The organism is Azospirillum picis, assembly GCF_017876115.1.
Classification (GTDB): Bacteria; Pseudomonadota; Alphaproteobacteria; order Azospirillales; family Azospirillaceae; genus Azospirillum; species Azospirillum picis.
Map to the genome: position 1 here is coordinate 22,583 of NZ_JAGINO010000035.1, position 24,191 is coordinate 46,773.

Consider the following 24,191-nt stretch of genomic DNA (forward strand, 5'->3'; position numbering starts at 1 on the left):
CCCCTGTTGTCGGCGGCCATGAGCCTCATCCGCCGGATCGCTCGCTGTCGGCGCCCCTCACGTGGAGAGAGTCCGGCGCCGCTCCGTTTCAATACCGAGCTCTTCAATTCGTCTCGACGCCCGCGCAAATCCATGTGGCCCAACAGGAAGCATCCACTTTCCCTGCTCCGCGCCGCACGCAGGGCACATCCAGAAGACAGGGAAAAAACTTGCCGGAGATTGGGAGAGCTGGTAAAAATTTGCCTTTATTAAGCTTCCTCTTGAGAAGACCCATGAGCGGTTCGATCGACAAAACTCAAAAGATGGAAGTCAATGTCGCCAAAGGGATTGGTATAATTCTTGTGGTGATCGGACACAACTCCGCTCCAGTTTTTGAGCATGTTAACGTCTACATTTATCACATGCCACTTTTCTTCTTGCTCAGCGGGATCGGGTTAAACCCAACATACAGCCTGCCTCAGACCCTCATCGCACACGCCAAAAGCCTGTTGTTGTACGCAGCCGCGATGACCTTTGTGTATTCCATCATCGGCTGGGCCATTCAAAGCGTCTATGGCATCCACCTCTTGCCGCCAGCCGGCTTTTCGCTGCGCTACGCCACCACCCGGCTGCTAACCGGGAATGGTCATGACGCCCTGCTTTTCCTGGTTGGCTGGTTTTTGATCGCTTTGTTCTTTGCCAGAAGCTTGGCCTTTCTTATCATCAAACAATTGGCGCGCCTGCGCGGGGCCTCTGGCCCGGCACTGCTGGTGGCGGTGGCCATACTGTTTTGCTACCTCGGCTTGGCCAAGCTTGCGCCGCGCTTCCAAGAGACGCACGCGCCTTATCTGAATCTGCTCTCGCAGGTCCTGGTCGGATGCGGGTTTGTCATCCTGGGCTATTTGCACTCTGCGAGCACTTGGCTTTGGCGGTGGCTACGCTCGCCGCTGACGGCGCTTGTCCTGATGGTTGCCTTGTATGAAAGCGTCGTCGGGTTGGCGGTAACGCCCATGTCCATGGCGTGGAGCCAATATCCTTCCGGTTTCGGACGCCACATGCTGACGGCATTGCTCGGCAGTTTTGCCGTGCTGAGCGTGGCCGCTGTGCTAGCCCAGACCAAGCACAGCGCTGTGTTCGCGTTTGTCGGCAAGCACAGCAAGACGGTGATGGCGCATCACCTGTTCGTCTTCACCCTGATCAATGCCGCCTTGATCCAGACCGGCCTCGTTCCCGCCGGTGATGTCACCATCTGGTACGCCTGGAAGGTCACGGTGATGTGGCCGGTCTATGTCGGGCTCGGCGTCGGCTTGCCGCTGGTCGGCCATCTCCTGCGACAGCGTCCATACATCATGGGGCCGTGGCTCGCCTTGATCGGACGGCTGCCCGTCGTCAAAGCACGCTTGAGCCCGGACAAGGCCACGGAACAGGGATGATCCAGCTTTGGCCGCCGCGGCTTGAAACCTGACGGTGCCGAATCCTCCCGCTCACCCAAGGGATCTGGACGCGGTGCTCTCCCCCGTCTCAACGCCTCCGACGCTTTCGGATAAGGATCATCAATGCCCGACCACCGCTCCTGGACCGTGCTCACCAGCCGCGATCTGCTCGATGCCGCTCCCTTCCTGAAGGTGCGGGTGGAGACGGTGGAGTTGCCGGACGGGCGGCGGATCGACGACTACTACCAGTTCGATATGCCGTCCTTCGCCTGCATCTTTGCCGAAACCGCGGACGGACGCATCGTCACCTACCGCCAGTACCGCCACGGACCGCGGCGGGTCGGGCTGGTCTTTCCCGGCGGCCATCTGTCACCCGGCGAGGCTCCGCTGGATGCCGCCCGCCGTGAACTGAGGGAGGAGACGGGGATGGAGGCGGAGCACTGGACCGGGCTCGGCGCCTATATGGTCAACGCCAACCAGGGTGGGGCCTGGTCGCACATGTTCCACGCCACCGGGTGCCGCCAGGTCGCCGAACCGGTTGCCGACGACCTGGAGGACACCGAGATCCTGCTGCTGACCCGGGATGAGCTGCTGCAGGCGATCGGCCGCGGCGAGATGCACCTGCTGACCCAGATCGCCTTGGTGGGGATGGTCTGGCAGGACGACATCGCCCGGGCGCTCGCCACGGCCAGCCGCTCAGGCAAGCCATAAGCGAGCAAGCCAGGAGCGGCGTCGCCCGCCCGCGCTTGCATCCTCACGCGCGTGCTGGCCGGGAATGGCCGCTCCTTTCCCCCGTCCGGACGGGCAGCGACCGTCAAACTGTAACATCCCCGCGCTAGCCTCCCGCCGCTCGCCAAGACGAACCGACGCCGCCCGGACACGGGCGGGCGCCAAAGCCAGCCGCTTGCCCTGATCGAGGGTTCGGGAGACATCAGCCATGACCGCCTTGCCCGCCGCCTTGTCCGCCACCCTGCCTGAAACGTCGCGCCGCTCGCTGCTCCGCGCGCTCGCCGGCCTGCCGCTGCTGCCGGTCGCCGGTGCCGGTGTCGGCAACCTGCTGTTCGCCGCCGGCGCCGAGGCCGCCGCCACCAAGGGCGCGCCGGTTGCCGTCGAGTTCGTCGGCATGGCGGCCCCCGCGACCGCCGCGGCGCAGGCGAAGACCACGGTCGAGTCCAGCATGGTCGTGACCTGGGCCGACGGGTCCAAGCAGAGCTTCGCGCTCGGCTACCAGCCGCTGTTCATCACCGGCGACCAAGTTCCCGACGGCAAGGGCGGCACCACGCTCGCCGGCGGCTATTACGATATCGAAGGCAGGCCGATCCTCGACCGCTCGCTGGCGACGCCGGCGCAGTTCTTCTCCGACTGCCCGGACGGCTGCAACGTGCTGGCGCCGATGGAGGCCAAGGTGCCGGGTGTTGCCGGCAACACCCTGTTCGCCGTGGTGCAGTTCGAATACACCACCCGCGACTCGAAGGACGCCTCGATGTACGGCCGCCTGCCGTCGCCGATCGCCGTCCTGACGCTCGACCAGAACAAGGAAACGGGCGCGCTCAAGCTGGTCCAGTACCACACGGTCGACACCAGCCCGGCGCACGGCCTGTGGATCACCTGCGGCGCCAGCCTGTCGCCCTGGAACACCCACCTGTCGAGCGAGGAGTACGAGCCGGACGCCACCGCGCTCGACGACCAGTTCCGCGCCTTCAGCCAGAACCTCTACGGCGATCCGGACAAGGCCAATCCCTATCACTACGGCCACCTGCCGGAAGTGACGGTGAACGCCGACGGCACCGGCACGATCACCAAGCATTACTGCCTGGGACGCATCTCGCACGAGCTGGTGCAGGTGATGCCCGACCGCCGCACCGTGCTGATGGGCGACGACGCCACCAACGGCGGCCTGTTCATGTTCATCGCCGACAAGGAGGCCGACCTGTCGGCCGGCACGCTCTATGCCGCGAAGATGGCGCAGGAGGCCGGCAAGGACATCGACAAGGGCGGCTCCTTCGCGCTCACCTGGGTCAAGCTCGGCCACGCCACCAGCGACGAGATCAGGACGCTGGCCGACAGCCTGAAGGCCGCCGACATCGTCGAGGTGAAGAAGGAGGATCCCAAGGACCCGTCCTTCACGGCCATCGGCTTCAACGGCAAGACCCAGTGGGTCAAGATCAAGCCGGGCATGGAGAAGGCCGCCGCCTTCCTGGAAACCCACCGCTACGCGCCGATCGCCGGCGCCACGCTGGCGCTGAGCAAGCTGGAGGGCGTCACCGTCAACGCCAAGGACAAGACCGCCTACATGGCAGTGTCCTACATGTACAAGTCGATGAGCGACGGCAAGAGCGGCATCAAGGTCGATGCCATCAACGCCGGCGCCGTCTACCATCTGCCGATGAAGGCCGGCCAGAGCGACAGCGCCGGCACCGCCATCGCCAGCGACTGGGTGCCGGTGCATTTCAGCCCGGTCCCCGCCCTGATCGGCCGCGACCTCGCCAGCCCCGACGCGCTCGGCAACACCGCCGACGCCGACCTGATCGCCAACCCCGACAACCTCAAATTCTCCGAGAAGCTGCGCACGCTGTTCATCGGCGAGGACAGCGGCAACCACGTCAACAATTTCCTGTGGGCCTACAACGTCGACAGCAAGAGGCTCTCCCGCCTGCTGTCCTGCCCGGTGGGGGCGGAATCGACCGGCCTGCAGGCGCTCGACGACGTCAACGGCTTCTCCTACATCATGAGCAACTTCCAGCACCCCGGCGACTGGGAGAAGGGGCTGCACGACAAGATCAAGGACAGCGTCGCCGGCCTGATCGACGACGCCTACCGCAACCGCCGCAGCGGTGGCGTCGGCTATATCCATGGCCTGCCGCAGGCGGTGTGATCCAGGCGTCATCGCCCCTGGACGCATCGTTGGAAAGGAACGCGGCCGGGCAACCGGCCGCGTTTTTCATGCCCTCCCGAGGGCATCGCCAAAAGAAGTAATCCTTAGGCCAAATACTTCCGAAATCGCTATTCTTGGAGGTGGTAATCAGCAATCGACCTGGGACCAATTGGTGATCTTAACACCTCGTTAACTGCGCGGATGGCTCAATAGGCTCATCGAACACGGGCAAAAGCCTCCACACGAATACGGGGACCGCCACCATGACGACGCCTGTTTTCTCCGACGAGATCTTCGCCGCCGCCTCCCTTCACCTGAACGTGGTCGATGACTTCATCGCCATCGCCCAGGCGAAGCTGGCCACCGTCACCGGCGAGTTTGCCCGCGACAGCATGGCCGACCTGCTGGCCGGCCTGGACGAGCAGCGCGAGGCCTACCGCGCCACGCTGGAGGCCACCCTTCCCGTCACGGCGCTCGCCGCCTGATCCATCCTTCGACCTTTTTACCAGGGAACCGCCAGTCATGACCGTGTCCGCCCAGACCACCGCCGCCCCCGTCGCCACCGACCTGCTGGCCGCCGCCGTCCTGCACCTGGAAGTGCTGGAGGAGTTCATCGCCGTCGTCCGCCGCAAGCTGGCGGCCACCACCGACGCCTTCGCCCGCGACAGCCTGAGCGACCTGCTGGTCAGCCTGAGCGAGCAGCGCGACGTCTACCAGGCGCTGACCGTGCCGGCCGAACGGATGCATGCCTGAGCGTCAGAACGCCTTCAACTTTCTCCAGGCGAACACCACCATGCGGGCGAGCAGCCAGCCGTGGGTGAAGCGCGAGATCTGCGTCTCGCCGTAGCTGCGGTCGGCATAGCGCACCGGCACCTCGACGACCTTCAGGTTCAGCTTGGCCGCACCGAAGATCAGGTCGAAGTCGCCGAAGGGGTCGAAGTCGCCGAAATAGTGGCGGTTGGCGACGATCGTCTGATAGTCCGCGCGCCACAGCACCTTCGTGCCGCACAGCGTGTCGGTGAAGCGCTGGTTCAGCAGGAACGAGAAGATGCGCGCAAAGGCGCGGTTTGCCAGGAAGTTCAGGAAGCGCATCGCCTCCGGCGCCATCGGATAGACCAGGCGGGTGCCGTTCACGAACTCGCCCCGGCCCGACACCATGGCGCGGTAGAATTTCCCCATGGTTTCCGGCGGCACCGTCAGGTCGGCATCCAGGATGATCAGGATGTCGCCGCGCGCCGCGTTGAAGCCGGTGCGCACGGCATCGCCCTTGCCCTTGCCGGGCTGCTTCATCACCTTGATGTCCCAGTCGGGATAGGCGTCGCGGACGCGCAGGCACTCCTCGTAGGTGTTGTCCTGGCTGTTGCCCTCGACATAGATCACCTCGATGTCGGGGGCGAAGCGGTCCAAGCGGCGGATCGCGTTCTCGATGTTGCCGCGCTCGTTGCGGCAGGGGATCAGGATGGTGACGGAGGGCGGGCGGCCGTCGATGGTGACCTCGGCGGCGGCGGGCTGCGGCCGGGCGACGACGTAGTTGCGCACGCACATCCGGCGGATGCCCGGCAAGGGCGCCAGGGTGCGGTTGACCAGGATTCCCAGCCCGAACAGCCGCTTCGGGATCAACTGGCGCCACTCGCGGCGCACCGGCTCCCAGCCGGCCAGATCCAGCAGGTTGACGATGTCGCTGGTGGACAGCCAGTTCTGCTGCCCCTGCGGCATGCGCAGCCCCAGCTTCTCCGCCACCCACAGGATCGGCTCCCAGGCGCGGGAGTGATAGCTGACGACGATGCGGGTCTTCGCGGTGGCGACCCGGCGCAGCAGGCGCAGCGTCTCCTCGATGTCGTCGAGGAAGCCGATGGTGCCCGACAGAAGGATATGGGTGAAGGGTCCCGCGATCCCGTCCAGCGTCGCCGGATCCTCGGCATCGGCGGCATGCAGCTCCAGCTCCGGGTGGCGCGTCCGTGCCACCGCGATGGTCGCCGGGCTGAGGTCGATGCCGACGCCGCGCGCCGGCTTGAGCGATGCCAGCGTGTCGCCGACGCCGCAGCCGATCTCCAGCACCGTCGCCCCTTCGGGAATCAGGAAGCGCAGGTAGGCGCGATCGGCCTCATGGAAGGCCCGGTTGCGTCCGGCCCAGCGGTCGCGCAGCGGCGCCATGGCATCGAACAGGCTGCGCACCCGTTCCTGCCGGGGAGACAGCGGGCGCTTTGCCGGCAGGCCGCCGTCGCCGGTGGCGGCGCCGGCAGCGGTGGCGGAGCGGGCGATCGTCGGGGAAGACTGGTCGGTCATCGGGTCGGATCCGTCGGAAGGGCGTCGGGCCGGGCCGGGAAGGCGGCGGGGGAGACGGCGGAAGCAGGAATTGCCTGGGGCAGGGCCGCCGCCTCGTTGCGCAGCAGCAGCCAGAACAGGCCGCCGGGCAGCGAGAGGACGGCGATCGACAGCCCGATCAGCAGCGAGACCAGGAGGGCGGCACCGGTGTCGAAGCCGAGCAGCGCGAAGCCGGCGACCATCGCCCCTTCGCGCACCCCCCAGCCGCCGAACGACACCGGCAGGGCGGCGGCGACGATGGCGGCCGGCACGATGGCCAGCCCGTCCAGCCAGCCGAGCGGCAGTCCGACCGAGCGGGCGAACAGGATCGTCGCGGCGATGGTGGCGAGATGGACGCCGATGCCGTGGCCCAGCCCGATCCAGGCGGCGCGGTTCCAGGCCATGCCGCGCATCTGCGCCGCCGCCGCCATCACCATGCCCGCAAGCTTCCGGACCACGGCCGCCTCGCGCAGGCGCCGCGGCAACGGCAGCCGACCGCCCGGGATGCCGCCCGGGATCCTGCCGGCCAGCAGCAGCAGCGCCATGCCGGCGGCCAGGATCGCCGCCCCGGCCAGTACGGTGCCGGCGACGGCGGGTGGCGCCACCTCGGCCAGATGCGGCACCCCGATCAGCCCGATCACCACCACGCCCAGCAGAGCCGTCAGCCGGTCCACGAGCAGCGCCAGCATGACCATCCCGGCCGGGTGGCCGAGCCGCCAGGTGAACCAGCCGCGCAACAGGTCGGCGCCGACCGAGCCCGGCAGGATCTGGCCGAGGAAGCTGCTGGCCATCTGCAGACGGAAGGCGCTCCAGCGCGACAGCGTGAAGCCGGCCGCACGGCCGACCGCACGCCAGCGCAGGGCCGCCAGCGGCAGGGTCAGCGCCTTGGCCGCGAAGCCGGCGGCGAGCAGCCAGGGGTCGGCGGCGGACAGGCGTCCGGCAATGCCCTGCCAGTCGGCTCCGGCAGCCAGCAGCCCCAGCACCAGAACGGTCACCGCCAGCTTGACCAGCAGGGCCCGGTGCCGGCCTGCGGCAGCCGGTATGGGCATCAAGCGCCCCGCCGGCTCCGGCGTCTTCGCCGAGCCCGGTTGGGGCGGGGCTGGATCAAGCAGAATGTGAGACATCATCCTTGCACACTAGCCGGCGTCCAGGTCAAAGAGCGCCGAACGCGCCGTTGTACCGGCTTGTGCTGTGCTTGTCACCCGTGCGCCGCCGCCTCTGCCGGAAGAGCGGCTTTCCCCGTCCTACCCGCAGGTGGTGATCCAGGCGGGGTCGAAGGCGTCCCGGCGCACCCCGGCGAGGGTGACGAACTGGTCTGGCGTGAAGACGATGACCGCCTCGCCGGCGGCGTTGGCGGCAAGGCTGTAGGCGAGTCCGGGGGCAAGCGCGATGCGGTCGCCCTCGGCGGCTTGGAAGTCGGTGACGAGGTCCTGGCCGGCGGGGCCGGCGAAGGCGAACAGGTCGGCGCCCGCCCCGCCGGTTGCCGTGTCGTTGCCGAGGTCGCCTGACAGCCGGTCGTTGCCGAGGTCGCCGAACAGGCGGTCGTCGCCCTGGCCGCCGTACAGCGTGTCCTCGTCGCGACCGCCATAGAGCGTGTCCGACCCCGCATTGCCGACCAGACGGTCGCGCCCGGCCCCGCCGGCCAACGTGTCGCTGCCGATGTCGCCCATCACCCAGTCGTCGCCCTCGTCGCCGCTCAGGAAATCCTCGTCGCGGCCGCCGTAGAGCCGGTCGTCGCCGCGACCACCATGCAGCACGTCCGAACCGGCGTTCCCGTAGAGGCTGTCGTTCCCGGCATTGCCGTACACCTGGTCAACCCCGTCCCCGCCGGCCGCCCAATCGTCGCCGCCGCCGCCCAGCAGGGTTTCATTGCCGGCGCCCCCCTGCAGGATGTCGACCCCGTCATTGCCCACGATCATGCTGGCGACCGGTGCCGCGGCGGTGGGGGTGCTGCGGATGGTGGCCCTGGCCGCCCCGGCCGCAGCCACCATGCTGGCGCCGGTCGTCACTCCGGACGATGCCGACACCGGAAAGGACACCGCCCCGCCAAGGCCGATCGCCGCCGCCTGTGCCGAGGGCAGCATGGTCGGCAGCGCGATCGCCGGCACGCTCAGGCTGGCGGTCCCCACACGGCCCCAGTCCAGGTCATGGATGCCGAGCCCGGCCGCCCCCTCCGAGGCGAGGCGGTAGTCCCCGGCCGCCGGATCGGCGAACAGCCTGGTGGTGGCGGTGTCCCCGCTGCTGCGCACACGCGTGCCCTGCACCAGATTGCCGGAAACGGTGTAGGAACCGGGGGTCCAGAATTCCCAGTAATCCTGCCCGGTTGAAGAGGCGATCGCGTTGGCGGTGATGGTGTTGTTGCCGAGCAGCCCGGCGTCGCCACCGCTCGGGACCCATTCCAGGCGGATGAAACGCTCGCGCGGGTTGGACAGGACCGCGAGGTTGTTGGTGACGGTGTTGGAATCGCCGCCGTGGATGAAGACGCTGGCCCAGCCGGTGTCCCGGATGAAGTTGTCCTGGACGGTGACGCCGTTGGCCATGTCGTCGAGATAGATGCCGAAGCTCTTGTAACGCTCGAGCCACCCCGACCCGTCGGTCGCCACCCCGCCGACACCGCGGATGTCGTTGCCGCGGATCAGGGTGCGCGTGTCGATGTTGGACCGCCCCAGCATCTCGATGGCGCCGCCGTCGGCGGTTTCGGTCATCGTGTTGTAGAGGCGGTTGTACTCCACCACCGTGCCGGTGTTGACCGTCGCGGCATCCCAATTCTTGATCGAGATGCCGTAGCGCGCGCTGTTGCGGATGTCGTTGCCCGAAATCAGCGTGTCGGCGGTGCCGTAGAGCTGGATGCCGGCGGAGTCCTTCAGCACCTCGCCGACCCCGTCGATGCGGTTGGCGTCGATGCGGTTGGCAGTGCTGCCGTAGGTGACCTTGATGCCGCTGGCCCCCAGATGCTCCATCCGGTTGGCCTCGATGATGTTGTTCGACGAGCCGGTGAGCGTCAGCGCCGTGCCGACATCGACGAAGCGGTTTCCGGCGATGGCGTTGCCGGACGCGTTGGTCAGCGTCAGCGCCGAGCCGTTCCAAGTGGTGTCGGAGAAGGTCAGGCCCTGGATGGTGACCCCATTCGCTCCGTTCAGCGCGATGAGCGTGCCGAGCCGCGCCACCACCGCACCCTGCGCCAGCAGCGCGCCGGCATCCTGGGGCTTGACCACCAGACGGCCGGTTTCAGCCTGCCAGGCGAATTCGCCGGCGTCGCGGAGGAAGGCGTCGTCGTTCAGCAGCCGGTAGGTGCCGCCGCTGCGCAAGGCGTACTTCACCCCCTGGGTGAAGCTGATGGTCCGGCTGGCCGCATCGACACCGGCAACGCCGACGATGTTGTCGGACAGCCTTTCGGTGTCGAAGGCCTGGATCATCGTTCCGGGTTGGATCCCGGAGGTCACGGCCGCCGCCATGGCTGCATCGCCGGCTCCGTAACGCAGGCTGGTCTTGCTGGCCCCTCCCGCCGCCGCCTCCAGGATCGACCAGCCGGACTTGGCATCTCCTGCCGCCCAGTCGCCGGTCTGCGCCACCTTCTGCCGCACCCCGCCTATGGAGAGGTCGAGCCCGGTCGCGGCAGTGGCGGCGGCATAGAGCCCGCCACCGATGGCGCTGAAGCCGGAAACCCGCTCGCCACCGCTGAAGACGGGGGTTTCACCGGGATAGGCCATGATGCGCACGCCGCTGTCGGCTCCGGTCAGCGTGAGGGTGCCGGACAGCCTGTAGGTCCCGCCGCGGACATAGGTGTCGCGCACGCCGGTTTCCCGCATCGCGTTTTGCGCGCGCTGCAACGAGGAGAAAGGACCATCGGTCCCATCCGCGTTGGGGGTTGCCAGACGTCCCGACCAGGCGTCGTTGCCATTGGTCGCGACGTAGAAAGCCTGGGTGCTGTCTGTCATTGCCGGATCGCCTTGTCGATACACAGGCGATCACACCGCACAACCACTTAATAAAGGGGTACAGATATCCGTTCGCGCAGGAGATTTCGTTCCAATCCTCTGTGTTATTTTCGTGATAAATTCTCGCACCATCGCACTTGTCGCTTGCCCTGTCCTGAGGGCTGTTTTCGAGCGCACCAGCACAACTCACCTTGGGTGAGCTTTGCATGGTGTTCCCCTTTGCCTGACAGCAATGCCGGCTCGCGGCGAAGCCATCGGCCGATCGATTTTTATGCGACGTCGCATAAAAATCGACCGGCCGCCTGTCACCGATCAGCCTCATCCTTATCATCCGCAGGCCACACGGCGCCTGCCCATACTCCCCTGCGGACGGTGGCGCATGACAAGGGAGAGATGGACAGATGGCGAACAGCACCCATACCGGCGGCAAGACGGTCGTCGTCATCGACAGCGGCTGGTCGCCGACCTGGAACGACCCGGCACGCGTGGTCTATCAGCACGATTTCGCCGACAAGGACGGCGACGCCCGCACCCTCACGGCCGACAGCCATGGCGCCTTGGTGACCTCCCGCATCCTGTCGCAGGCACCGGACATCGGGATCATCGCGTTGAAGGTGATGGCCGACGGCTCGGCCGATGCGGCCGGGGCGACGATCGAACAAGCCCTGCAATGGGTGGTCGACAACGCCGAGGCCTATCATGTCGTCGGCGTCAATCTGTCGCTGGCCGGCGGTTCCGCCACATCGGAAATGACCACCGCGCTGTCCGACGAGCTGGCCAAACTGTCCGCCCAGCGTGTGCTGGTCTCGGCCGCAGCCGGCAACGCGGGACAGAACGGGGCCGCCACCGACGTGTCCTATTTCGCCGCCGACCACAACAGCATCTGCGTCAGTGCATCCGGCGGCGACGGGACGATGCCAGGCTGGGCTCAGCGCAACCCCGGCATCACCGACCTCTGCGCCGATGGGACCGACATCCGGCTGACCGACCTGGCGGGGCGCACCGTGACGGTCAACGGCTCCTCCTTCGCAACCCCGGCGGTGACCGCGGCGGTGGCGCTCGCCCAGCAGGAGGCGCTGGACCTGCGTGGCAGTGCCCTGGCCCAGGATGAGTTCCTGTCGCTGGCCCGCCAGAGCGGAACGCCGATCGGCGCCACCGGCTACACCGACCTCGACACCCCGGCGCTCCTGTCGAAGATCGCCCAGCTTTACGGCCAGCCCGACACGGGCACCGACAGACCGGCCACCGTGGCCGCCGCCATCCAGGTGACCGCCAAGGGCACCGCGGTGGCAGGGACCAATGCCCATTTCACCTTGCTGGTCGACGGCAAGACGATCGGCGACGCCACCGTCGGCGCCACGGCCCAAACCCATGCCTTCACCACCATGGTGGCGGCCGACAGTGCCCATAAGGTCCAGGTCCAGTACGACAACGACACGGCCACCGGCGGGCAGGACCGCAACCTTTTCATCGACGCCGTCACCGTCAACGGCCACGCCTACGCCGCCACCGATGTGGCCGCCACCTACGACAAGGGGGCGCTCGACGGCCGTGACGTGACAAGCGGGCAGGACGGGTTGTGGTGGAACGGCACGCTGGTGGTCGCCGCCGACAAGAGCCTGTTCGCCGACCAGGCGGCCGCAGCGGCCCGGGCCGCCGAACTGCAGGCGAGCGACGGCGTGTGGCGCCATGCGGTGACGGCCGCGATGGCCGGCACTGAGGGGCAGGAGATGGTGCTTGCGACCGATTCCCTGACGAGCTGGCCGCCCGGCTCGGCTGCCGGCGTAACAGCGATCAGCCACGGCCTGTCCGGTCTCCCCGACCATGGCACAGGCCCGCTCGATGGGGCGGCGCCTTACGATCTGGCGGCCTGACGGGCACCATCCCTGCCACCGGATGGGGTCCTGTCCGAGGGAGTCCGCCCTATCCGCGACCGGACGCCGGTTTCAGGTAGAACACCGCCTGATCCCCCGCCCCGGCGCGGTTGAGGCGTTCCGAGTCCTCCTGCCATTGCCTGATCTGGGCGGGCGAGAAGATCGGCGCCCCGCTGCCCCAGCGGAAGGAGCCGTCGGCGAACAGGGGAATGTCCTGCCGGTACTGCTCGCTTCCCCAGAACTGGAACTCGTAAGAGTCGTGCGCGACGCCGACCACCCGCAGGCCGGCGCGGGCCGCGAGGATGTCGATGCTCTTGCGGGTGAAGAGATGCAGGTGCCGCGGCGCATCGAGCTGCACCCAGTCCGGACCATAGCGGCGCCACGCTTCGCAATCCGCCACCGGAATGCGCAGCAGGCAGGTGCCGGTTTGCGTCAGCCGCCGTGCTGCCGACCGCAGGCTGGCCAAGGGATCGGGGACATGCTCGAAGGAGTGGTGGAACATGATGAGATCCCAGCCGCCATCGACCTCGTCCAAGGTGCCGCGCTGGACCGTCAGGCCGTTGGCATAGTGCAGATCCTCCTTCAGGAAAGGATCGACCCCGTGCCCCCGCCGCCAGCCCGCCAAGGACAGCAGGTAGAGAAGGCGCCCAGCCCCGCAGCCGACGTCGAGAATGCGGCCGCGGCGCGGGGGGAGCACGGGCCGAAGCGACCACAACGGGCGGCGCATGTCGGCGAAGCGGACCCGCTTGGCGAGAACTTCCGGCAGGGTCAGCAGGAGCCTTGCGCGCAGACCATGGCTCCGGCGCCGTTTGGGATCCGAGAACTCCTGATCGAAGCTCCCGCTCAGGCTGTAATAGGATTCGCTGTAATAATCGGCCAGGTTGTCCGGAATGGCCTCGATCTGCAGGCACCCGCAGCCGGCACACTCAACATAGTCGAAACGGTCGCGGCGGCCGAACATCATCTCGCGCGCCGTGTGACGGCGGTTGCCGTCGCTATGGCCGCACACGCGGCACCCCAGCGGAGCCGGGAGCGCCAATGGCGGGATCACGGTCGGCGACGGAAAATCCTGAGACGGTGGCGCCCGCATCCTCATCCAATGCCAACCCGAAGGTTTCGCTCTGTGGCCGGCAGGCAAGGCCCCGAAGAAGCCTATACCTCAATATGAGAGTACCCTATAGATGGGCTCCTGCCTACCAGAGAGCTTAGACCTTTGGATGCGGCCTTATCGTTCGTGCATCGCCTCCTGGGTGCTGCGGGACAATGGCGAGAGCAGGTAGTCGGCGATGCGGCGGTTGCCGGTCTTGATCTCGGCGCTCACCGTCATGCCGGGCTGCAGTCGCGTCTGCTTGCCGTCGACGTCCAGGCTGTCGCGGTCGAGGGTGATGCGCGCGACATAGACCGACCCGCCGTCGCCGGCCTTCGGCGCCTGCTTGTCCTGCTCCTTGCCAGCCTGCTGCTGCACGGCATCGCCCGACAGCGAGGCGACGCGGCCGGGGATCAGGCCGTACTTGGTGAAGGAGAAGGCCTCCACCTTGACCTCCGCCACCTGCCCCTCCTGGACGAAGCCGATGTCCTTGTTGGGGATGAAGGCCTCGACCTCGAGCCGGCTGTCCTCCGGCACGACGACCATCAGCGGCTGGGCGCTGGTGACGACGCCGCCCACCGTGTGCACGGCGAGCTGCTGGACATAGCCGTCGACCGGGGCGGTCAGCCGCAGCAGGCCGAGGCGCTGCCCGGCCTTGGCCAGATCCTGCTCCAGCGAGGCCGCCTTGCGCTCGGCCTCGGCCAGCCCGGTGTAGAGGGTGCGGCGGAACTCCGCCTCGGTCTGGCGGCGCTGCTCGGCGTTGGCGGCGATCGCCGCGTCGGCCTCGGTCAGCTTGATCTTCTGGACCAGCATCTCCTGCTCCTGCCCGACCAGGTCCTCCTGGAGCTGGAGATACTGGAAGCGCGAGGAGGTGCCGCGCTGGGACAGTTCGTGCAGCGCGTCGGCCCGCTCGCGGATCAGCGGCAGGGTGGCGGTCAGCTTGGCGATGGTCTGCACCACCGTGGCGCGGTCGGCGACGCGCCGGGCCTGCTCGCGGTCGAGCGAGGCCAGCTTGGCGCGCTGCTCGGCGACCTGGCTGGCCAGCAATTGGCGCTGCATCCGCACGAGGTCGGGTGCCAGCCCCGCCGGGGCGGCGAAGGCGGCGCCGGGATCGTCGGCATCGGCACGGCCGTCCACCACGTCGAGGGCGGCACGCAGCCGCGCCGCCTCGGCGCGGGCCGCCGACAGGTCGGACGTGATGCGGTCGCGGTCGGCGGCAGCCTCGGTCGGGTCGAGTTCGATCAGCGTCTGGCCGGCCTTGACCAGTTGGCCGTCCTCGACCCGGATGGCGCGGATGACGCCTGGCTCCATCGGCTGGATGGTCTTGGTCCGTCCGCTCGGCACCACCCGGCCCTGGGCCACCGCCACCACGTCGACATGGCCGAACCATGCCCAGGCGCAGGCCGCGACGAAGGCCACCATGATGACCCCGCTGAACAGGCGCAGGGTGGGCGAGGGCGGCCGCTCCAGGATCTCGAGCGCATCGGGGAGGAAATCCATCTCCTCGCGGCGCCGGCGGGCCGGGCGGGGAGGGCGGGCCTGGGCCCCCGGTCCCGGCGGCGTGCCTGGGGCGTTGGCCGGAGGATTGACCGGGATCTGTGCGCCAGATCCCGCCGTCTTGGCGGCGGGAGCGGCCATCACCGCGGCGTTTGCTTTGCTCATGGCATCTCCCTCCTTCAGCCGGCGGCCCGTTCGATCAGGCCGTCACCGGGCAGGACGCCCGATGACGGCGGGGTGCCGCTGCCCGGAAGCTGCCCCATCTGGCCGCGGAACAGGGTGGCGTAGCGTCCGCCGCGGCGCAGCAGCTCGTCCGGCGCGCCGTCCTCGACGACGCGGCCGCGCTCCACGGTGACGATGCGGTCGGCGATCGCCACGGTCGACAGGCGGTGGGCGATGATCAGCACGGTGCGGCCGGCGCAGATGCGGCGCATGTTGGCCTGGATGATGCGTTCGGACTCATGGTCGAGGGCGGAGGTCGCCTCGTCGAAGATCAGGATGCGCGGGTTGGTGACCAGCGCGCGGGCGATGGCGATGCGCTGCCGCTGCCCGCCCGACAGGCTGGCGCCGCGCTCCCCCACCACCGTGTCGTAGCCGTCGGGCAGCTCGACGATGAAGTCGTGGGCACCGGCCAGCTTCGCCGCGGCGATGACGCGGGCCATGTCCATGGTCGGATCGGTCAGCGCGATGTTCTCGCGGATGGTCCCGGAGAACAGCACGTTGTCCTGCAGCACCACGCCGATCTGCCGGCGCAGCCACACCGCGTCGGCGGTGGAAAGGTCGGTGCCGTCGACCATCACCCGCCCGCGCTCGGGCACATGGAAGCGCTGCAGCAGCTTGGCCAGCGTGCTCTTGCCCGATCCCGAGGTGCCGACGATGCCGACCACCTGGCCGGCGGGGATGTGCAGCGACACGTCGCTCAGCGTCTCCGGCCCGTCATGACGATAGCGGAAGGTGACATGGTCGAAGCTGAGGTCGCCCCTGATCGCCGGCATGGCGGCGCGGCCGGCGCTCTGCAGCGGCTCGGGCGAGGTGTTCAGGATGTCGCCGATGCGGTGCATCGACAGCCGCACCTGCTGGAAATCCTGCCAGAGCTGGGCGATGCGCAGCACCGGCTGGACGACGCGGCCGGCCAGCATGTTGAAGGCCACCAGTTCGCCCACCGACAGGCTGCCGTCGATCACCAGCCGCGCTCCCAGCCACAGCACCAGCATGGTGGAGAATTTGGAGACGAACTGCACCGACTGGCTGGCGATATTGTTGAGGGTGCCGGCACGGAAGCCGGCGCGGACATAGCCGGAGAGCTGGTCCTCCCAGCGGCGCTGCATGCGCGGCTCGACCGCCATCGCCTTGACCGTCTCGATGCTCGACACCGTCTCGACCAGGAAGCTGTGGTTCTCGGCACCGCGGGCGAACTTCTCGTCGAGCCGGCGGCGCAGGATCGGCGTCGCCACCAGGCTGATGGCGACATAGACCGGGAAGGAGGCGGCGACCACCGCCGTCAGCAGCGGGCTGTACAGCAGCATCACGCCGAGGAAGACCACGGTGAACAGCAGGTCCAGCACCAGGGTGACGGTGGAGCTGGTCATGAAGTTGCGGATGGTCTCCAGCTCGCGCACGCGCGCCACGCTGTCGCCGACCCGGCGGGTGGCGAAATAGCCCATGGGGAGCGACAGCAGGCGCTGGTAGAGCTTGGATCCCAGCTCGACGTCCAGCCGGTTGGCGGTGTGGGCGAAGGTGTAGGTGCGCAAGGCGCCGAGCACCGCCTCGAACAGGATCACCGCCATCATGCCGACCATCAGCACGTCGAGCGTGCCGAGGCTGCGGTGCACCACCACCTTGTCGACCACCACCTGGAAGAACAGCGGCGTCACCAGGGCGAAGAGCTGGAGGAACAGCGAGGCGGCCATCACCTCGCCGAGGATGCCGCGGTATTTCCAGGCGACGGCGCCGAACCAGCGGGCGTCGAAGCGCGGCTGGCCCATGCCGAAGCTGCCCTTGCGCCCCAGGCAGAGCAGCCGGCCGTCCCACAGCGGCTCGAAGGCCTCGCGGTCGAGGATGCGGGTCTGGTTGGACGCCGCATCATGCACCAGCACGCGGCCGCCGCCGGCCTTGGCCAGCACCAGGACGCCGCCGTCGGGACCGGGGACCAGCGCCGGCAACGGCGTGCGCTCCAGCCGCTCCCACTTGGTCTTCACCACGCGGGCCTTGGCGCCCAGCCGATGGGCCTGGCGGATCAGTCCGGTGAGATCGGGCGTCTCGCCGCCGCAGGCGTGGCGGATGCCGTCGTAGTCGGCCGGGATGCCCAGGATGCGCAGGGCGGCGACCAGCCCGGAAACCCCCGGGTCGAGACGAGCGCCGGCGGGGCCGCCGCTGGAACCTTTGGCCAAGGAAGGCTGGCCCTCACCCAGGCCGCCCTCCTTCCGGGTGGAAGGCCCGTCCTGCGCCGCATCTCCCGGCACCCCGTCCCGCATCTGTTCCATGAGACTTCCCGGTTCCAAAACTTTAAGGAGAGGCGCCGAAAGACGGCCTCCAGCCGAAGGTGCGCATCAGGAGGGCGGGAGGCCACCCGAACGATGGGGTACTCCCTCCCCATGCCGGGGGAGTGCCCCATGGGGGCAGGCATCGCGGTGATTGCTTTTCCTGGACCGATGCGCGTCCTTGGGAGTACGCATTCGGCCATCGCCGGCCGATGGGCAGGGGTTGGGAACACCTGCGTCCTGCCGGCCGGCACCTTTGGCCTCCACCCTTGCCCAATGGATGTGCCGCCTTGCCCCGGATCGTCCCCTTGCTGCGCCTTCTGCTCCTGCTGCTGACGCCGTTGTGGCTGTCGCTGGCGGTGGATCGCCTCGGCTTGGTCCCGACGCTGCCGGCCTCGCTGTCCGGCTGGCGGCGGGCCTCCACAGCCGATACCACGGTGGCACCGCCGTCGAGCTGGTACGAAAAGGGCTATCTGGCCGCCAATCCGGATGTCGCCGCCGCCGTGCGCAACGGGGAGATCACCAGCGGCTACACCCATTATGTGCAGTTCGGCCGTGCCGAAGGGCGGGGCGGCGGCCTGCCGGGCGACCATCCCTCTCCCCGGCCGCCGGCCGCTGCCGCCGCGCCCACGCTGTCGGCGGTACCGCCAGCGGTCATCCCAACGGTGCCGCCGCCCGTGCCGGCGGCGAGGGTGGAGACAGCGGACGCCGCCGAGCCGCCGCTGCCGGCGGTGAAGCCGTCGCCCGCCCCGGCGCGCCCGCCCCAGCGCGCCGGGGACGACAGCAAACCCCTGCAGGCGACACCTGCCCGCCCGACGGTCCAGCAGGTGCAGCGCATCCGCACCGCCCACAGCGAAGCGGGGGTACGCGTCGTGCTGGACCTCGACCAGCCGCCACGCTTCCAGGCGGCGGTGGCGCGGCCCGGCGGGCGGGTGATGGTGCCGCTGCCCGGCACCCGCTGGCTGGCGCCGCCGTCGGGCTCTCTGTTTCCCAGCGCCCTGGAATACCGGCTCGAACAGAGCGGCGCCGACAGCCATCTGGTCTTCGGCTTGACGGGCATGAAAGGGACCGTCAGGCTGCTCGGCTTGTCCACCCTGCCTCCGGACAAGGAGCGCGGCCATCGTCTGGTGATCGACCTCGCCCTTCCCGCCACCTCCCGGTGACCGCCTCATCAGGCTCGCATTCGCGTGATGGTGGCGTTGCCGGAGGCCCCTCGAGGGGGAGGCTGTGGCTCGGCGCCGGCTTCCCCCCGTCCTTGGAGTCCGCGTCATGCCATGGTTCGCCGCACCGTCCACAGCGCGCCGCCAGCCGGCATGATCCGTGCTTTTCGGCAAGCGCACAGTGCTGGAAGCACTTGCCCAACCGCCTGGATCAGCCTTTCCGGCCAGAAACGCTCGACACGTCACGGCCCGTCGGACGCGCGTGACCCTCACCGGGATGGACTTCGCGACGATCCCGGGCGGAATGATTGTCGATACCCGCCGCGCCGTGGCTCCCTCCCAAGCCATGGCCCAGCCGTCCGGCGCCGTTGCGGCGGGCATTGCCGACAGCGCACAGCGCATCGTGGGCGACGTGGCCGACACCATCAAGGCGGGTGGCGGAGTCGACACGCTGGCCGGCGGCGCCGGAGCCGACCTGTTCGCCTTCCGCCGGCTCCAGTCGCGATGTCATCGCCGACTTCAATGCCGTGGACGGCGACCGCATCCGCTTGGCGGCGGACATGGCCTACACCCTACGCTCGACCGCAGTGGGGGAGGCGGTTCTCGTTTTCTCCGCCGACGACGAGGTGGTGCCGAAGGGACTGACGGCCTCGCAGGTCGACATCGCTTGGTTCGCGACATCCTGATCGGTGTGGCGAACCGCGAGGAGGGAAAAGGCGGTCCCGCTCATGACGTAGCTCATCCGGAGCTACGGCGTTCCGCACCGTCTTACGCCTTTGCCGCATTCGCTACGCCTGCAGGGCGGGCGGCTCTATGTGCCGAACGTCGGCACCGGCGAGGTGGGTTGGATCGACCAGCGCGACGGACGTTTTGAGCCGATCACCTTCTGCCCCGGCTTCCTGCACGGTCTGGCGCTGGTCGGAAACGACGCGCTGGTCGGGCTTTCGCTGCCGCGCCAGCATCGCGACGTCTCTGGCCTGCCGTTCGACGAACGGCTGAAGCAGGGGGCGTTGAGCCGCAATGCACGATGCAGGTGATCGACTTGCGGGCCGGGGGGCTGGTGCATTGGCTGAGCATCGGCGGGGTGGTGCGCGAGTTCTACGACACCGCCTGTGTGAGGTTGCCGATGGTGGTGGGCTTCGCCGACGGGCGCATCAACACGCTGATCATGCGTGGCCGTCCGCTGGACCTGAGCGAGGCGTTGGACCAAGCCCAGTAGCCTTCGAGACAAGACGGCGCCGGATGGCCGATCACCCGAGGGCTTGGCCCAGCGCCGCGACGACGCGGTCGACGTCGGCGTCCGCCATGCCGGCAAACAGCGGCAGCGACAAGGTGTGGGCGTAGTGGGCCATGGCGCCGGGCAGAGCGAGGTCGCCGTAGCGCCGGCGCCAGTAGGGCTGACGGTGGACCGGGATGTAATGGACCTGCGTGCCGATCCCCTGGGCCCGCAGCGCCGCCATCACCGCCGCGCGGGAGAGTCCGGCCGCCGCGAAGTCGATGCGCGCGGCGCATAGGTGCCAGGCCGGCCGGCACCAGGGAACCCGAACCGGCGGCCGCACCAGGGACCGGGGATTGGCGGCCAGCGGCGCCAACCGCTCGTCATAGCGCGCCATCAGCGCCCGCCGCCGCTCCACGGCCTCGTCGAGACGGCCAAGCTGGCTCAGCGCCAAGGCGGCATGGATATCTGACAATCTATGGTTGAAACCCGGCCGGGTCATCTCATAGTACCAGGGATTTGGGTCGCCATTGATATCCACCGCAGATTGTGGGTCGGCGAAGGTCTCTCCCAATCCTGGCGCGCGTATCATGCCGTGGTTGGCAAGGCGACGGACCGTGGCCATCAGGTCGCGATCGTTGCCGGTGACCGCCCCGCCTTCTCCGGCGGCGATGGTCTTGACCGGATGGAAGGAAAAGACGGTCAGCGTGCTCTCGGCACAGGCCCCGACCGGCGTCTCTCGGGCCGCCGCGCCGGCGGCGAGATCGACCGTGCCGATGGCGTGGCAGCCGTCCTCAACCACCGCCAGCCCCTCGGCCCGGGCGAGCGCGCCCAATTCCGCCATCGGCGCGCTCTGGCCGGCGTAATGGACCGGGGCGAGCGCCCGCACCCGCCAGCCGGCCGCCCGCGCACGGCCGATGGCGGCCTCGGCCTCGGCAGCTCCCATCAGGCCGGTGTCGGGGTCGACATCGGCGAAGGCGATCTCGGACCCGGTGTGATGCACGGCCGATGCGGTGGCGAGAAAGGTGTTGGAGGGCACGACCACCGCATCGCCGGCACCGATCTCCAGCGCCGCGTAGGCCAGCCGCAGCGCCGCGGTGCCGTTGGCGCAGGCGACGGCGTCCGCCGCCCCCACCCGGCTGGCGAGGGCCTGCTCGAAGGCTGTGACCGCCGGCCCCTGTGTCAGCCAATCGCCGCGCAGCACCGCCGTCACCGCAGCGATGTCCTCTTCCGTGACCGTCTGCCGGCCATAGGGCAGGAAGGGCGGTGTCCCAGCCATGAAGTTCGCCCCCCTTATCCCGGTTCGCTCAGCAGGGCCTGCAGCCTCGCCCCATCCAGCCAGTCGTCGTTGCTGTCGCTGGCGTAGCGGAAGCCGTCGGCCACCGGCCGGGCGTTCAGCCGCTCATAGGGCGCGTGCTGCCAGAAGGTGAAGGCCGGCTCGATGACGTAACGGTCGGCCAGCTCGTAGGTCTGGCGGGAATCATCCTCAGTGATCATCACCTCGTGCAGCTTCTCGCCCGGGCGGATGCCGACGATCCTCTGCGGCAGCCCGGGCGCCAGCACGTGGGCGAGATCGCCGATGCGCATGCTTGGGATCTTCGGCACGAAGATTTCGCCCCCCTGCATCATGGCGAAGCAGGACAGCACAAAGTCGACGCCATGCTGCAGGGTGATCCAGAAACGGGTCATCCGCGCATCGGTGATGGGCAGGTGATCGGTCCCTTCGTCGATCATCTTGCGGAACAGCGGCACGACGCTGCCGCGCGATCCCACCACGTTGCCGTAGCGCACCACCGCGAACCGGGTGTCGCGCGCGCCCGACAGGTTGTTGGCGGCGATGAAAATCTTGTCCGAAGCCAGCTTGCTGGCGCCGTAGAGGTTGATCGGGTTGGCCGCCTTGTCGGTCGACAGCGCGACGACGCGCCGCACCCCCGCCGACAGCGCCGCCCGCACCACATTCTCCGCACCGTAGACGTTGGTATGGATGCACTCCATCGGATTGTATTCGGCCGCCGGCACGTGCTTGAGCGCCGCGGCATGGACGCAGAAATCGACATCGCGCATCGCGAGATCCAGCCGCTCGCGGTCGCGCACGTCACCGATGAAGAAACGCAGCGTCGACGCCCATTCCTTGGGCATGCGCTGCTGCATCTCGTACTGCTTGAATTCGTCGCGGGAGAAGATGATGACCCGCCGTGGCGACGCATGGCGCATCACCGTCTCGACGAAGCGGCGTCCGAAGGAGCCAGTTCCTCCGGTGACCAGGACCGAACGTCCGTCCAGCAGGCGCAGGCCCGTTGTCAAGCCGGGGGGGGGCGCCCCGTCGGGGTCGGAGGCGGTGGGGCTGTCTCGATGCTGTGCCTTGGGATCACCGGAATTTATCGCCACAGCCGCTTTCCGTCTGTTCAAGGCGGCCTCAAACCGAAGCCACCGCGCCACCCACCCCGTCCGGACCATCCGGATCGCAGCACCACGACCGGATCCGAGAGTAGGCCTGATCGTAACCGGAGCGTTCTGACAATCGGGTTAATTCAGGATGACGGGCAGTGCAAGAGGCGTCCTGAGCGCCGCCGGAAAGAGCGGGGCGGGAATGCTCATTCGCGGCGGGGCGGCTACCGAGAGAATAGCGGTTTCAGGCATCCTCTTGCCGCATGTGCCGCCGTATCGCCCACATGCCGGTAAGGGCGGCACGATGCTTTGCATGCCATCTTGGCAGATGGGCTTGATTCGCCAGTTCAAGCCATGCCTGGGGCATTACCGGCAAGTCGGGGAGAGGCGGCGGAAATGTTTGGAGTCTTGTCGCAGGCGCGGGGACACCGAAAACCGGAACCCGATCCATTCAGCGACAGAGCTGGGCGAATTTGCGTTCCGGGATCGGCGGCGGCGACGGGTGCAGCATCAATCCCTGCTCGTCGACGTCGACCCGGGCGTCGGGATAGACGGCAAGGGCCAACTGCAGGGCCTCGATGAAGCGCTTGCGGAAATCGCGCAGCCGGCTGTAGCCGGCACCGAACTGCTCGAACACCGCCGGCCAGGTGATGGGGGTCGACCGCGGCAGGCTGTGCAGCCGGTAGGCCAGCCAGATATAGATGTCGATGCTGGTGCTGTTGTTCTGGATGTGGCGCAGGGCCGGTTCCCAGATCGGCACCGGATGAGCCTTCAGCTCACGGAAGAAGGACTCCGAGAGCAGCACGCGGTCTTCCCATAGTGCCCCCTGGTCGCCGCTGCCGCCATTGGCAGAGAAGTGGATGCCGCCCTTGACGATCGAGCCTTTCTCGAAGCCGATGCTGTGGGCATCCTCCCAGGCGAAGGTCAGGTTGCAGGCGGCGATGCGTGAGGCCTGCTCGCGGATGTCGCGGTAGGTCTGGCCCCCAACTGACAGGCCCATGCGGTCGAGCCACTCGTGCATGCTGCGGCCGAGTTCGACCTCGCGGCTGTCGGTCTGGATCGCCCGGGTCTGCAGGTAGAGCAGGATCATCCGGGCGCGGCTGCCATAAGGCACGCCGTAAAGCTTAAAGCCACCGTTGCGGACCGGCAGTCGTCCCGGCTCGATCAGCAAGCGGATCTTATGTCCACGCCGCTCCCAGGGCTGGTCATCGGGAAGACGACGATGGGGAAGTGCGGTCAGCGCAAAGCCCGAATAGGTGATGCCAAGCTCCTGGCGCTCTTCTTCCAGGACGGAAGCGGCGATGTCGACTAGCGACCGCTGATCCGGATCCGTCTGAAGCGCCTTCGCCTGGTCACGTCCAAGCTGGGTGATCAGGGTGTGTATCTGTCCCATAGCGAGCTGACCTTGGCACAACTTTGTGGGCAAGCCTATATCACGTCGGGATAGTCCCAGCAATTTGGAGTCTTGTCGCTCAGACTATTTGTAAGGTTATTTGATTCAGTTATTAGTTTGAGCGACAAGACTCCAGTGGAGACTCGCGAGTCGCGCGACAAAACTCCAGAACTGGTGCGACAAGACTCCAGCGGATAGTCCGGCTAAGCTGTGGATTTCCGGTTCATCGCGACAAGACTCCAGTCATGCCATTTCGATTCGAATCCGAATCGCCGCCGAGTCGTGTTTTTTGCGAGTCGCGATTGCGGATTGCCGTTCTCCGGGCTGAAGGATGGGGGCTGTCTGAGCGGGGAAAGCGGGAATTTGGAGTTCTGTCGCGCTTTCCGAGCTGAGAGGGCAGGGAAAGCGCCTTCTTGATGAAGGTGCCAGGCACAGGATGCGGGAGAGGGCGCGACAAGACTCCAAGGCCACGCGCCCGGGAATGCGGGTCGGAGCCCCCGGCGTTTGGAGTCTTGTCGCGGCTTTTCCCGGAAGGGGCGCTCCGGTCGGGGCAGTCTCGGAGGGGTG

The 24,191-nt window shown here is 67.9% G+C and carries 20 protein-coding genes; 10 read left to right on the forward strand and 10 right to left on the reverse strand.

Annotated elements, in window-relative coordinates; genetic code table 11:
- Nucleotides 1-272: 272 nt before the first annotated feature.
- The 5 genes from J2850_RS29480 to J2850_RS29500 all read left to right on the forward strand — a co-directional run bounded on the left by J2850_RS29480 (nt 273) and on the right by J2850_RS29500 (nt 5,040).
- Entirely contained in the window at nt 273-1,412 is a 1,140-nt protein-coding gene (locus J2850_RS29480) for an acyltransferase family protein (protein ID WP_209990555.1), read from the forward strand.
- Nucleotides 1,413-1,535: 123 nt separating this feature from the next.
- A complete protein-coding gene (locus J2850_RS29485) occupies nt 1,536-2,123 on the forward strand; it encodes an NUDIX hydrolase (RefSeq protein ID WP_209990558.1) in 588 nt (195 codons plus the stop codon).
- Nucleotides 2,124-2,349: 226 nt separating this feature from the next.
- Complete coding sequence (locus J2850_RS29490) at nt 2,350-4,287, forward strand: PhoX family protein (protein WP_209990562.1); 1,938 nt, start codon at nt 2,350-2,352, stop codon at nt 4,285-4,287.
- A 263-nt stretch (nt 4,288-4,550) separates the two neighbouring features.
- The gene (locus J2850_RS29495) at nt 4,551-4,772 is read left to right on the forward strand and encodes a hypothetical protein (RefSeq protein WP_209990565.1); all 222 of its coding nucleotides are present in this window, start codon (nt 4,551-4,553) and stop codon (nt 4,770-4,772) included.
- A gap of 37 nt (nt 4,773-4,809) precedes the next feature.
- The gene (locus J2850_RS29500) at nt 4,810-5,040 is read left to right on the forward strand and encodes a hypothetical protein (RefSeq protein ID WP_209990568.1); all 231 of its coding nucleotides are present in this window, start codon (nt 4,810-4,812) and stop codon (nt 5,038-5,040) included.
- A gap of 3 nt (nt 5,041-5,043) precedes the next feature.
- Here J2850_RS29500 and J2850_RS29505 read toward each other — a convergent pair whose 3' ends face one another.
- From J2850_RS29505 to J2850_RS29515, 3 genes are all read right to left on the reverse strand, one after another.
- The gene (locus J2850_RS29505; RefSeq protein ID WP_209990573.1) at nt 5,044-6,573 is read right to left on the reverse strand and encodes a glycosyltransferase; all 1,530 of its coding nucleotides are present in this window, start codon (nt 6,571-6,573) and stop codon (nt 5,044-5,046) included.
- Nucleotides 6,570-7,640, reverse strand: a complete 1,071-nt coding sequence (locus J2850_RS29510) for a lysylphosphatidylglycerol synthase transmembrane domain-containing protein (protein ID WP_209990576.1) — start codon at nt 7,638-7,640, stop codon at nt 6,570-6,572. Before J2850_RS29510 ends, J2850_RS29505 begins: the two co-directional genes overlap by 4 nt.
- Before the next feature lie 195 nt (nt 7,641-7,835).
- The gene (locus J2850_RS29515; RefSeq protein WP_209990577.1) at nt 7,836-10,529 is read right to left on the reverse strand and encodes a right-handed parallel beta-helix repeat-containing protein; all 2,694 of its coding nucleotides are present in this window, start codon (nt 10,527-10,529) and stop codon (nt 7,836-7,838) included.
- 401 nt (nt 10,530-10,930) lie between these two features.
- Between J2850_RS29515 and J2850_RS31940 the strand changes: the two genes are divergently transcribed.
- The gene (locus J2850_RS31940) at nt 10,931-12,403 is read left to right on the forward strand and encodes a carbohydrate-binding domain-containing protein (RefSeq protein WP_246513748.1); all 1,473 of its coding nucleotides are present in this window, start codon (nt 10,931-10,933) and stop codon (nt 12,401-12,403) included.
- Between the two features lie 49 nt (nt 12,404-12,452).
- On the opposite strand, the gene J2850_RS29525 is transcribed toward J2850_RS31940, so the two are convergent.
- The 3 genes from J2850_RS29525 to J2850_RS29535 form a co-directional block, all read right to left on the reverse strand.
- Complete coding sequence (locus J2850_RS29525) at nt 12,453-13,412, reverse strand: class I SAM-dependent methyltransferase (protein ID WP_209990581.1); 960 nt, start codon at nt 13,410-13,412, stop codon at nt 12,453-12,455.
- Between the two features lie 216 nt (nt 13,413-13,628).
- Entirely contained in the window at nt 13,629-15,152 is a 1,524-nt protein-coding gene (locus tag J2850_RS29530; protein WP_209990584.1) for an HlyD family type I secretion periplasmic adaptor subunit, read from the reverse strand.
- A gap of 14 nt (nt 15,153-15,166) precedes the next feature.
- Entirely contained in the window at nt 15,167-17,470 is a 2,304-nt protein-coding gene (locus J2850_RS29535) for a type I secretion system permease/ATPase (protein WP_246513749.1), read from the reverse strand.
- Nucleotides 17,471-17,757: 287 nt separating this feature from the next.
- On the opposite strand from J2850_RS29535, the gene J2850_RS29540 reads away from it, so the two are divergent.
- Entirely contained in the window at nt 17,758-18,630 is an 873-nt protein-coding gene (locus J2850_RS29540) for a hypothetical protein (RefSeq protein WP_209990587.1), read from the forward strand.
- Between the two features lie 208 nt (nt 18,631-18,838).
- On the opposite strand, the gene J2850_RS29545 is transcribed toward J2850_RS29540, so the two are convergent.
- Nucleotides 18,839-19,189, reverse strand: a complete 351-nt coding sequence (locus J2850_RS29545; protein WP_209990590.1) for a hypothetical protein — start codon at nt 19,187-19,189, stop codon at nt 18,839-18,841.
- On the opposite strand from J2850_RS29545, the gene J2850_RS32155 reads away from it, so the two are divergent.
- From J2850_RS32155 to J2850_RS29555, 3 genes are all read left to right on the forward strand, one after another.
- A complete protein-coding gene (locus J2850_RS32155) occupies nt 19,188-19,313 on the forward strand; it encodes a hypothetical protein (protein WP_281415102.1) in 126 nt (41 codons plus the stop codon). The two genes, J2850_RS29545 and J2850_RS32155, sit on opposite strands and share 2 nt — an antisense overlap.
- 90 nt (nt 19,314-19,403) lie before the next feature.
- Entirely contained in the window at nt 19,404-19,664 is a 261-nt protein-coding gene (locus tag J2850_RS29550; protein WP_209990592.1) for a DUF4915 domain-containing protein, read from the forward strand.
- Nucleotides 19,655-19,846 (forward strand): hypothetical protein, encoded by a 192-nt coding sequence (locus J2850_RS29555; RefSeq protein ID WP_209990594.1) that lies wholly within the window; start codon nt 19,655-19,657, stop codon nt 19,844-19,846. Before J2850_RS29550 ends, J2850_RS29555 begins: the two co-directional genes overlap by 10 nt.
- Nucleotides 19,847-19,877: 31 nt before the next feature.
- Here the strand turns inward: J2850_RS29555 and pseC are convergent, their stop codons facing one another.
- The 3 genes from pseC to J2850_RS29570 all read right to left on the reverse strand — a co-directional run bounded on the left by pseC (nt 19,878) and on the right by J2850_RS29570 (nt 23,624).
- Nucleotides 19,878-21,122: a UDP-4-amino-4,6-dideoxy-N-acetyl-beta-L-altrosamine transaminase gene (gene pseC, locus J2850_RS29560; protein ID WP_209990597.1), complete on the reverse strand. Its 1,245-nt coding sequence runs from the start codon at nt 21,120-21,122 to the stop codon at nt 19,878-19,880.
- 14 nt (nt 21,123-21,136) lie between these two features.
- The gene (gene pseB, locus J2850_RS29565; RefSeq protein ID WP_370878974.1) at nt 21,137-22,231 is read right to left on the reverse strand and encodes a UDP-N-acetylglucosamine 4,6-dehydratase (inverting); all 1,095 of its coding nucleotides are present in this window, start codon (nt 22,229-22,231) and stop codon (nt 21,137-21,139) included.
- A gap of 451 nt (nt 22,232-22,682) precedes the next feature.
- A complete protein-coding gene (locus J2850_RS29570) occupies nt 22,683-23,624 on the reverse strand; it encodes a replication protein RepA (protein WP_209990600.1) in 942 nt (313 codons plus the stop codon).
- Nucleotides 23,625-24,191 lie beyond the last annotated feature (567 nt).

Bases quoted from the DNA above. Each gene is read 5' to 3' on its own strand.
- J2850_RS32155 (WP_281415102.1), top strand. From the start codon at position 19,188: ATGGCCTACACCCTACGCTCGACCGCAGTGGGGGAGGCGGTTCTCGTT.
- J2850_RS29545 (WP_209990590.1), bottom strand. From the start codon at position 19,189: ATGTCCGCCGCCAAGCGGATGCGGTCGCCGTCCACGGCATTGAAGTCG.
- J2850_RS29530 (WP_209990584.1), bottom strand. From the start codon at position 15,152: ATGAGCAAAGCAAACGCCGCGGTGATGGCCGCTCCCGCCGCCAAGACG.
- J2850_RS29510 (WP_209990576.1), bottom strand. From the start codon at position 7,640: ATGCCCATACCGGCTGCCGCAGGCCGGCACCGGGCCCTGCTGGTCAAG.
- J2850_RS29500 (WP_209990568.1), top strand. From the start codon at position 4,810: ATGACCGTGTCCGCCCAGACCACCGCCGCCCCCGTCGCCACCGACCTG.
- J2850_RS29480 (WP_209990555.1), top strand. From the start codon at position 273: ATGAGCGGTTCGATCGACAAAACTCAAAAGATGGAAGTCAATGTCGCC.
- J2850_RS29485 (WP_209990558.1), top strand. From the start codon at position 1,536: ATGCCCGACCACCGCTCCTGGACCGTGCTCACCAGCCGCGATCTGCTC.
- J2850_RS29555 (WP_209990594.1), top strand. From the start codon at position 19,655: ATGCAGGTGATCGACTTGCGGGCCGGGGGGCTGGTGCATTGGCTGAGC.
- J2850_RS29490 (WP_209990562.1), top strand. From the start codon at position 2,350: ATGACCGCCTTGCCCGCCGCCTTGTCCGCCACCCTGCCTGAAACGTCG.
- J2850_RS29570 (WP_209990600.1), bottom strand. From the start codon at position 23,624: ATGGGACAGATACACACCCTGATCACCCAGCTTGGACGTGACCAGGCG.
- J2850_RS29535 (WP_246513749.1), bottom strand. From the start codon at position 17,470: ATGGAACAGATGCGGGACGGGGTGCCGGGAGATGCGGCGCAGGACGGG.
- pseC (WP_209990597.1), bottom strand. From the start codon at position 21,122: ATGGCTGGGACACCGCCCTTCCTGCCCTATGGCCGGCAGACGGTCACG.
- J2850_RS31940 (WP_246513748.1), top strand. From the start codon at position 10,931: ATGGCGAACAGCACCCATACCGGCGGCAAGACGGTCGTCGTCATCGAC.
- J2850_RS29495 (WP_209990565.1), top strand. From the start codon at position 4,551: ATGACGACGCCTGTTTTCTCCGACGAGATCTTCGCCGCCGCCTCCCTT.
- J2850_RS29515 (WP_209990577.1), bottom strand. From the start codon at position 10,529: ATGACAGACAGCACCCAGGCTTTCTACGTCGCGACCAATGGCAACGAC.
- J2850_RS29505 (WP_209990573.1), bottom strand. From the start codon at position 6,573: ATGACCGACCAGTCTTCCCCGACGATCGCCCGCTCCGCCACCGCTGCC.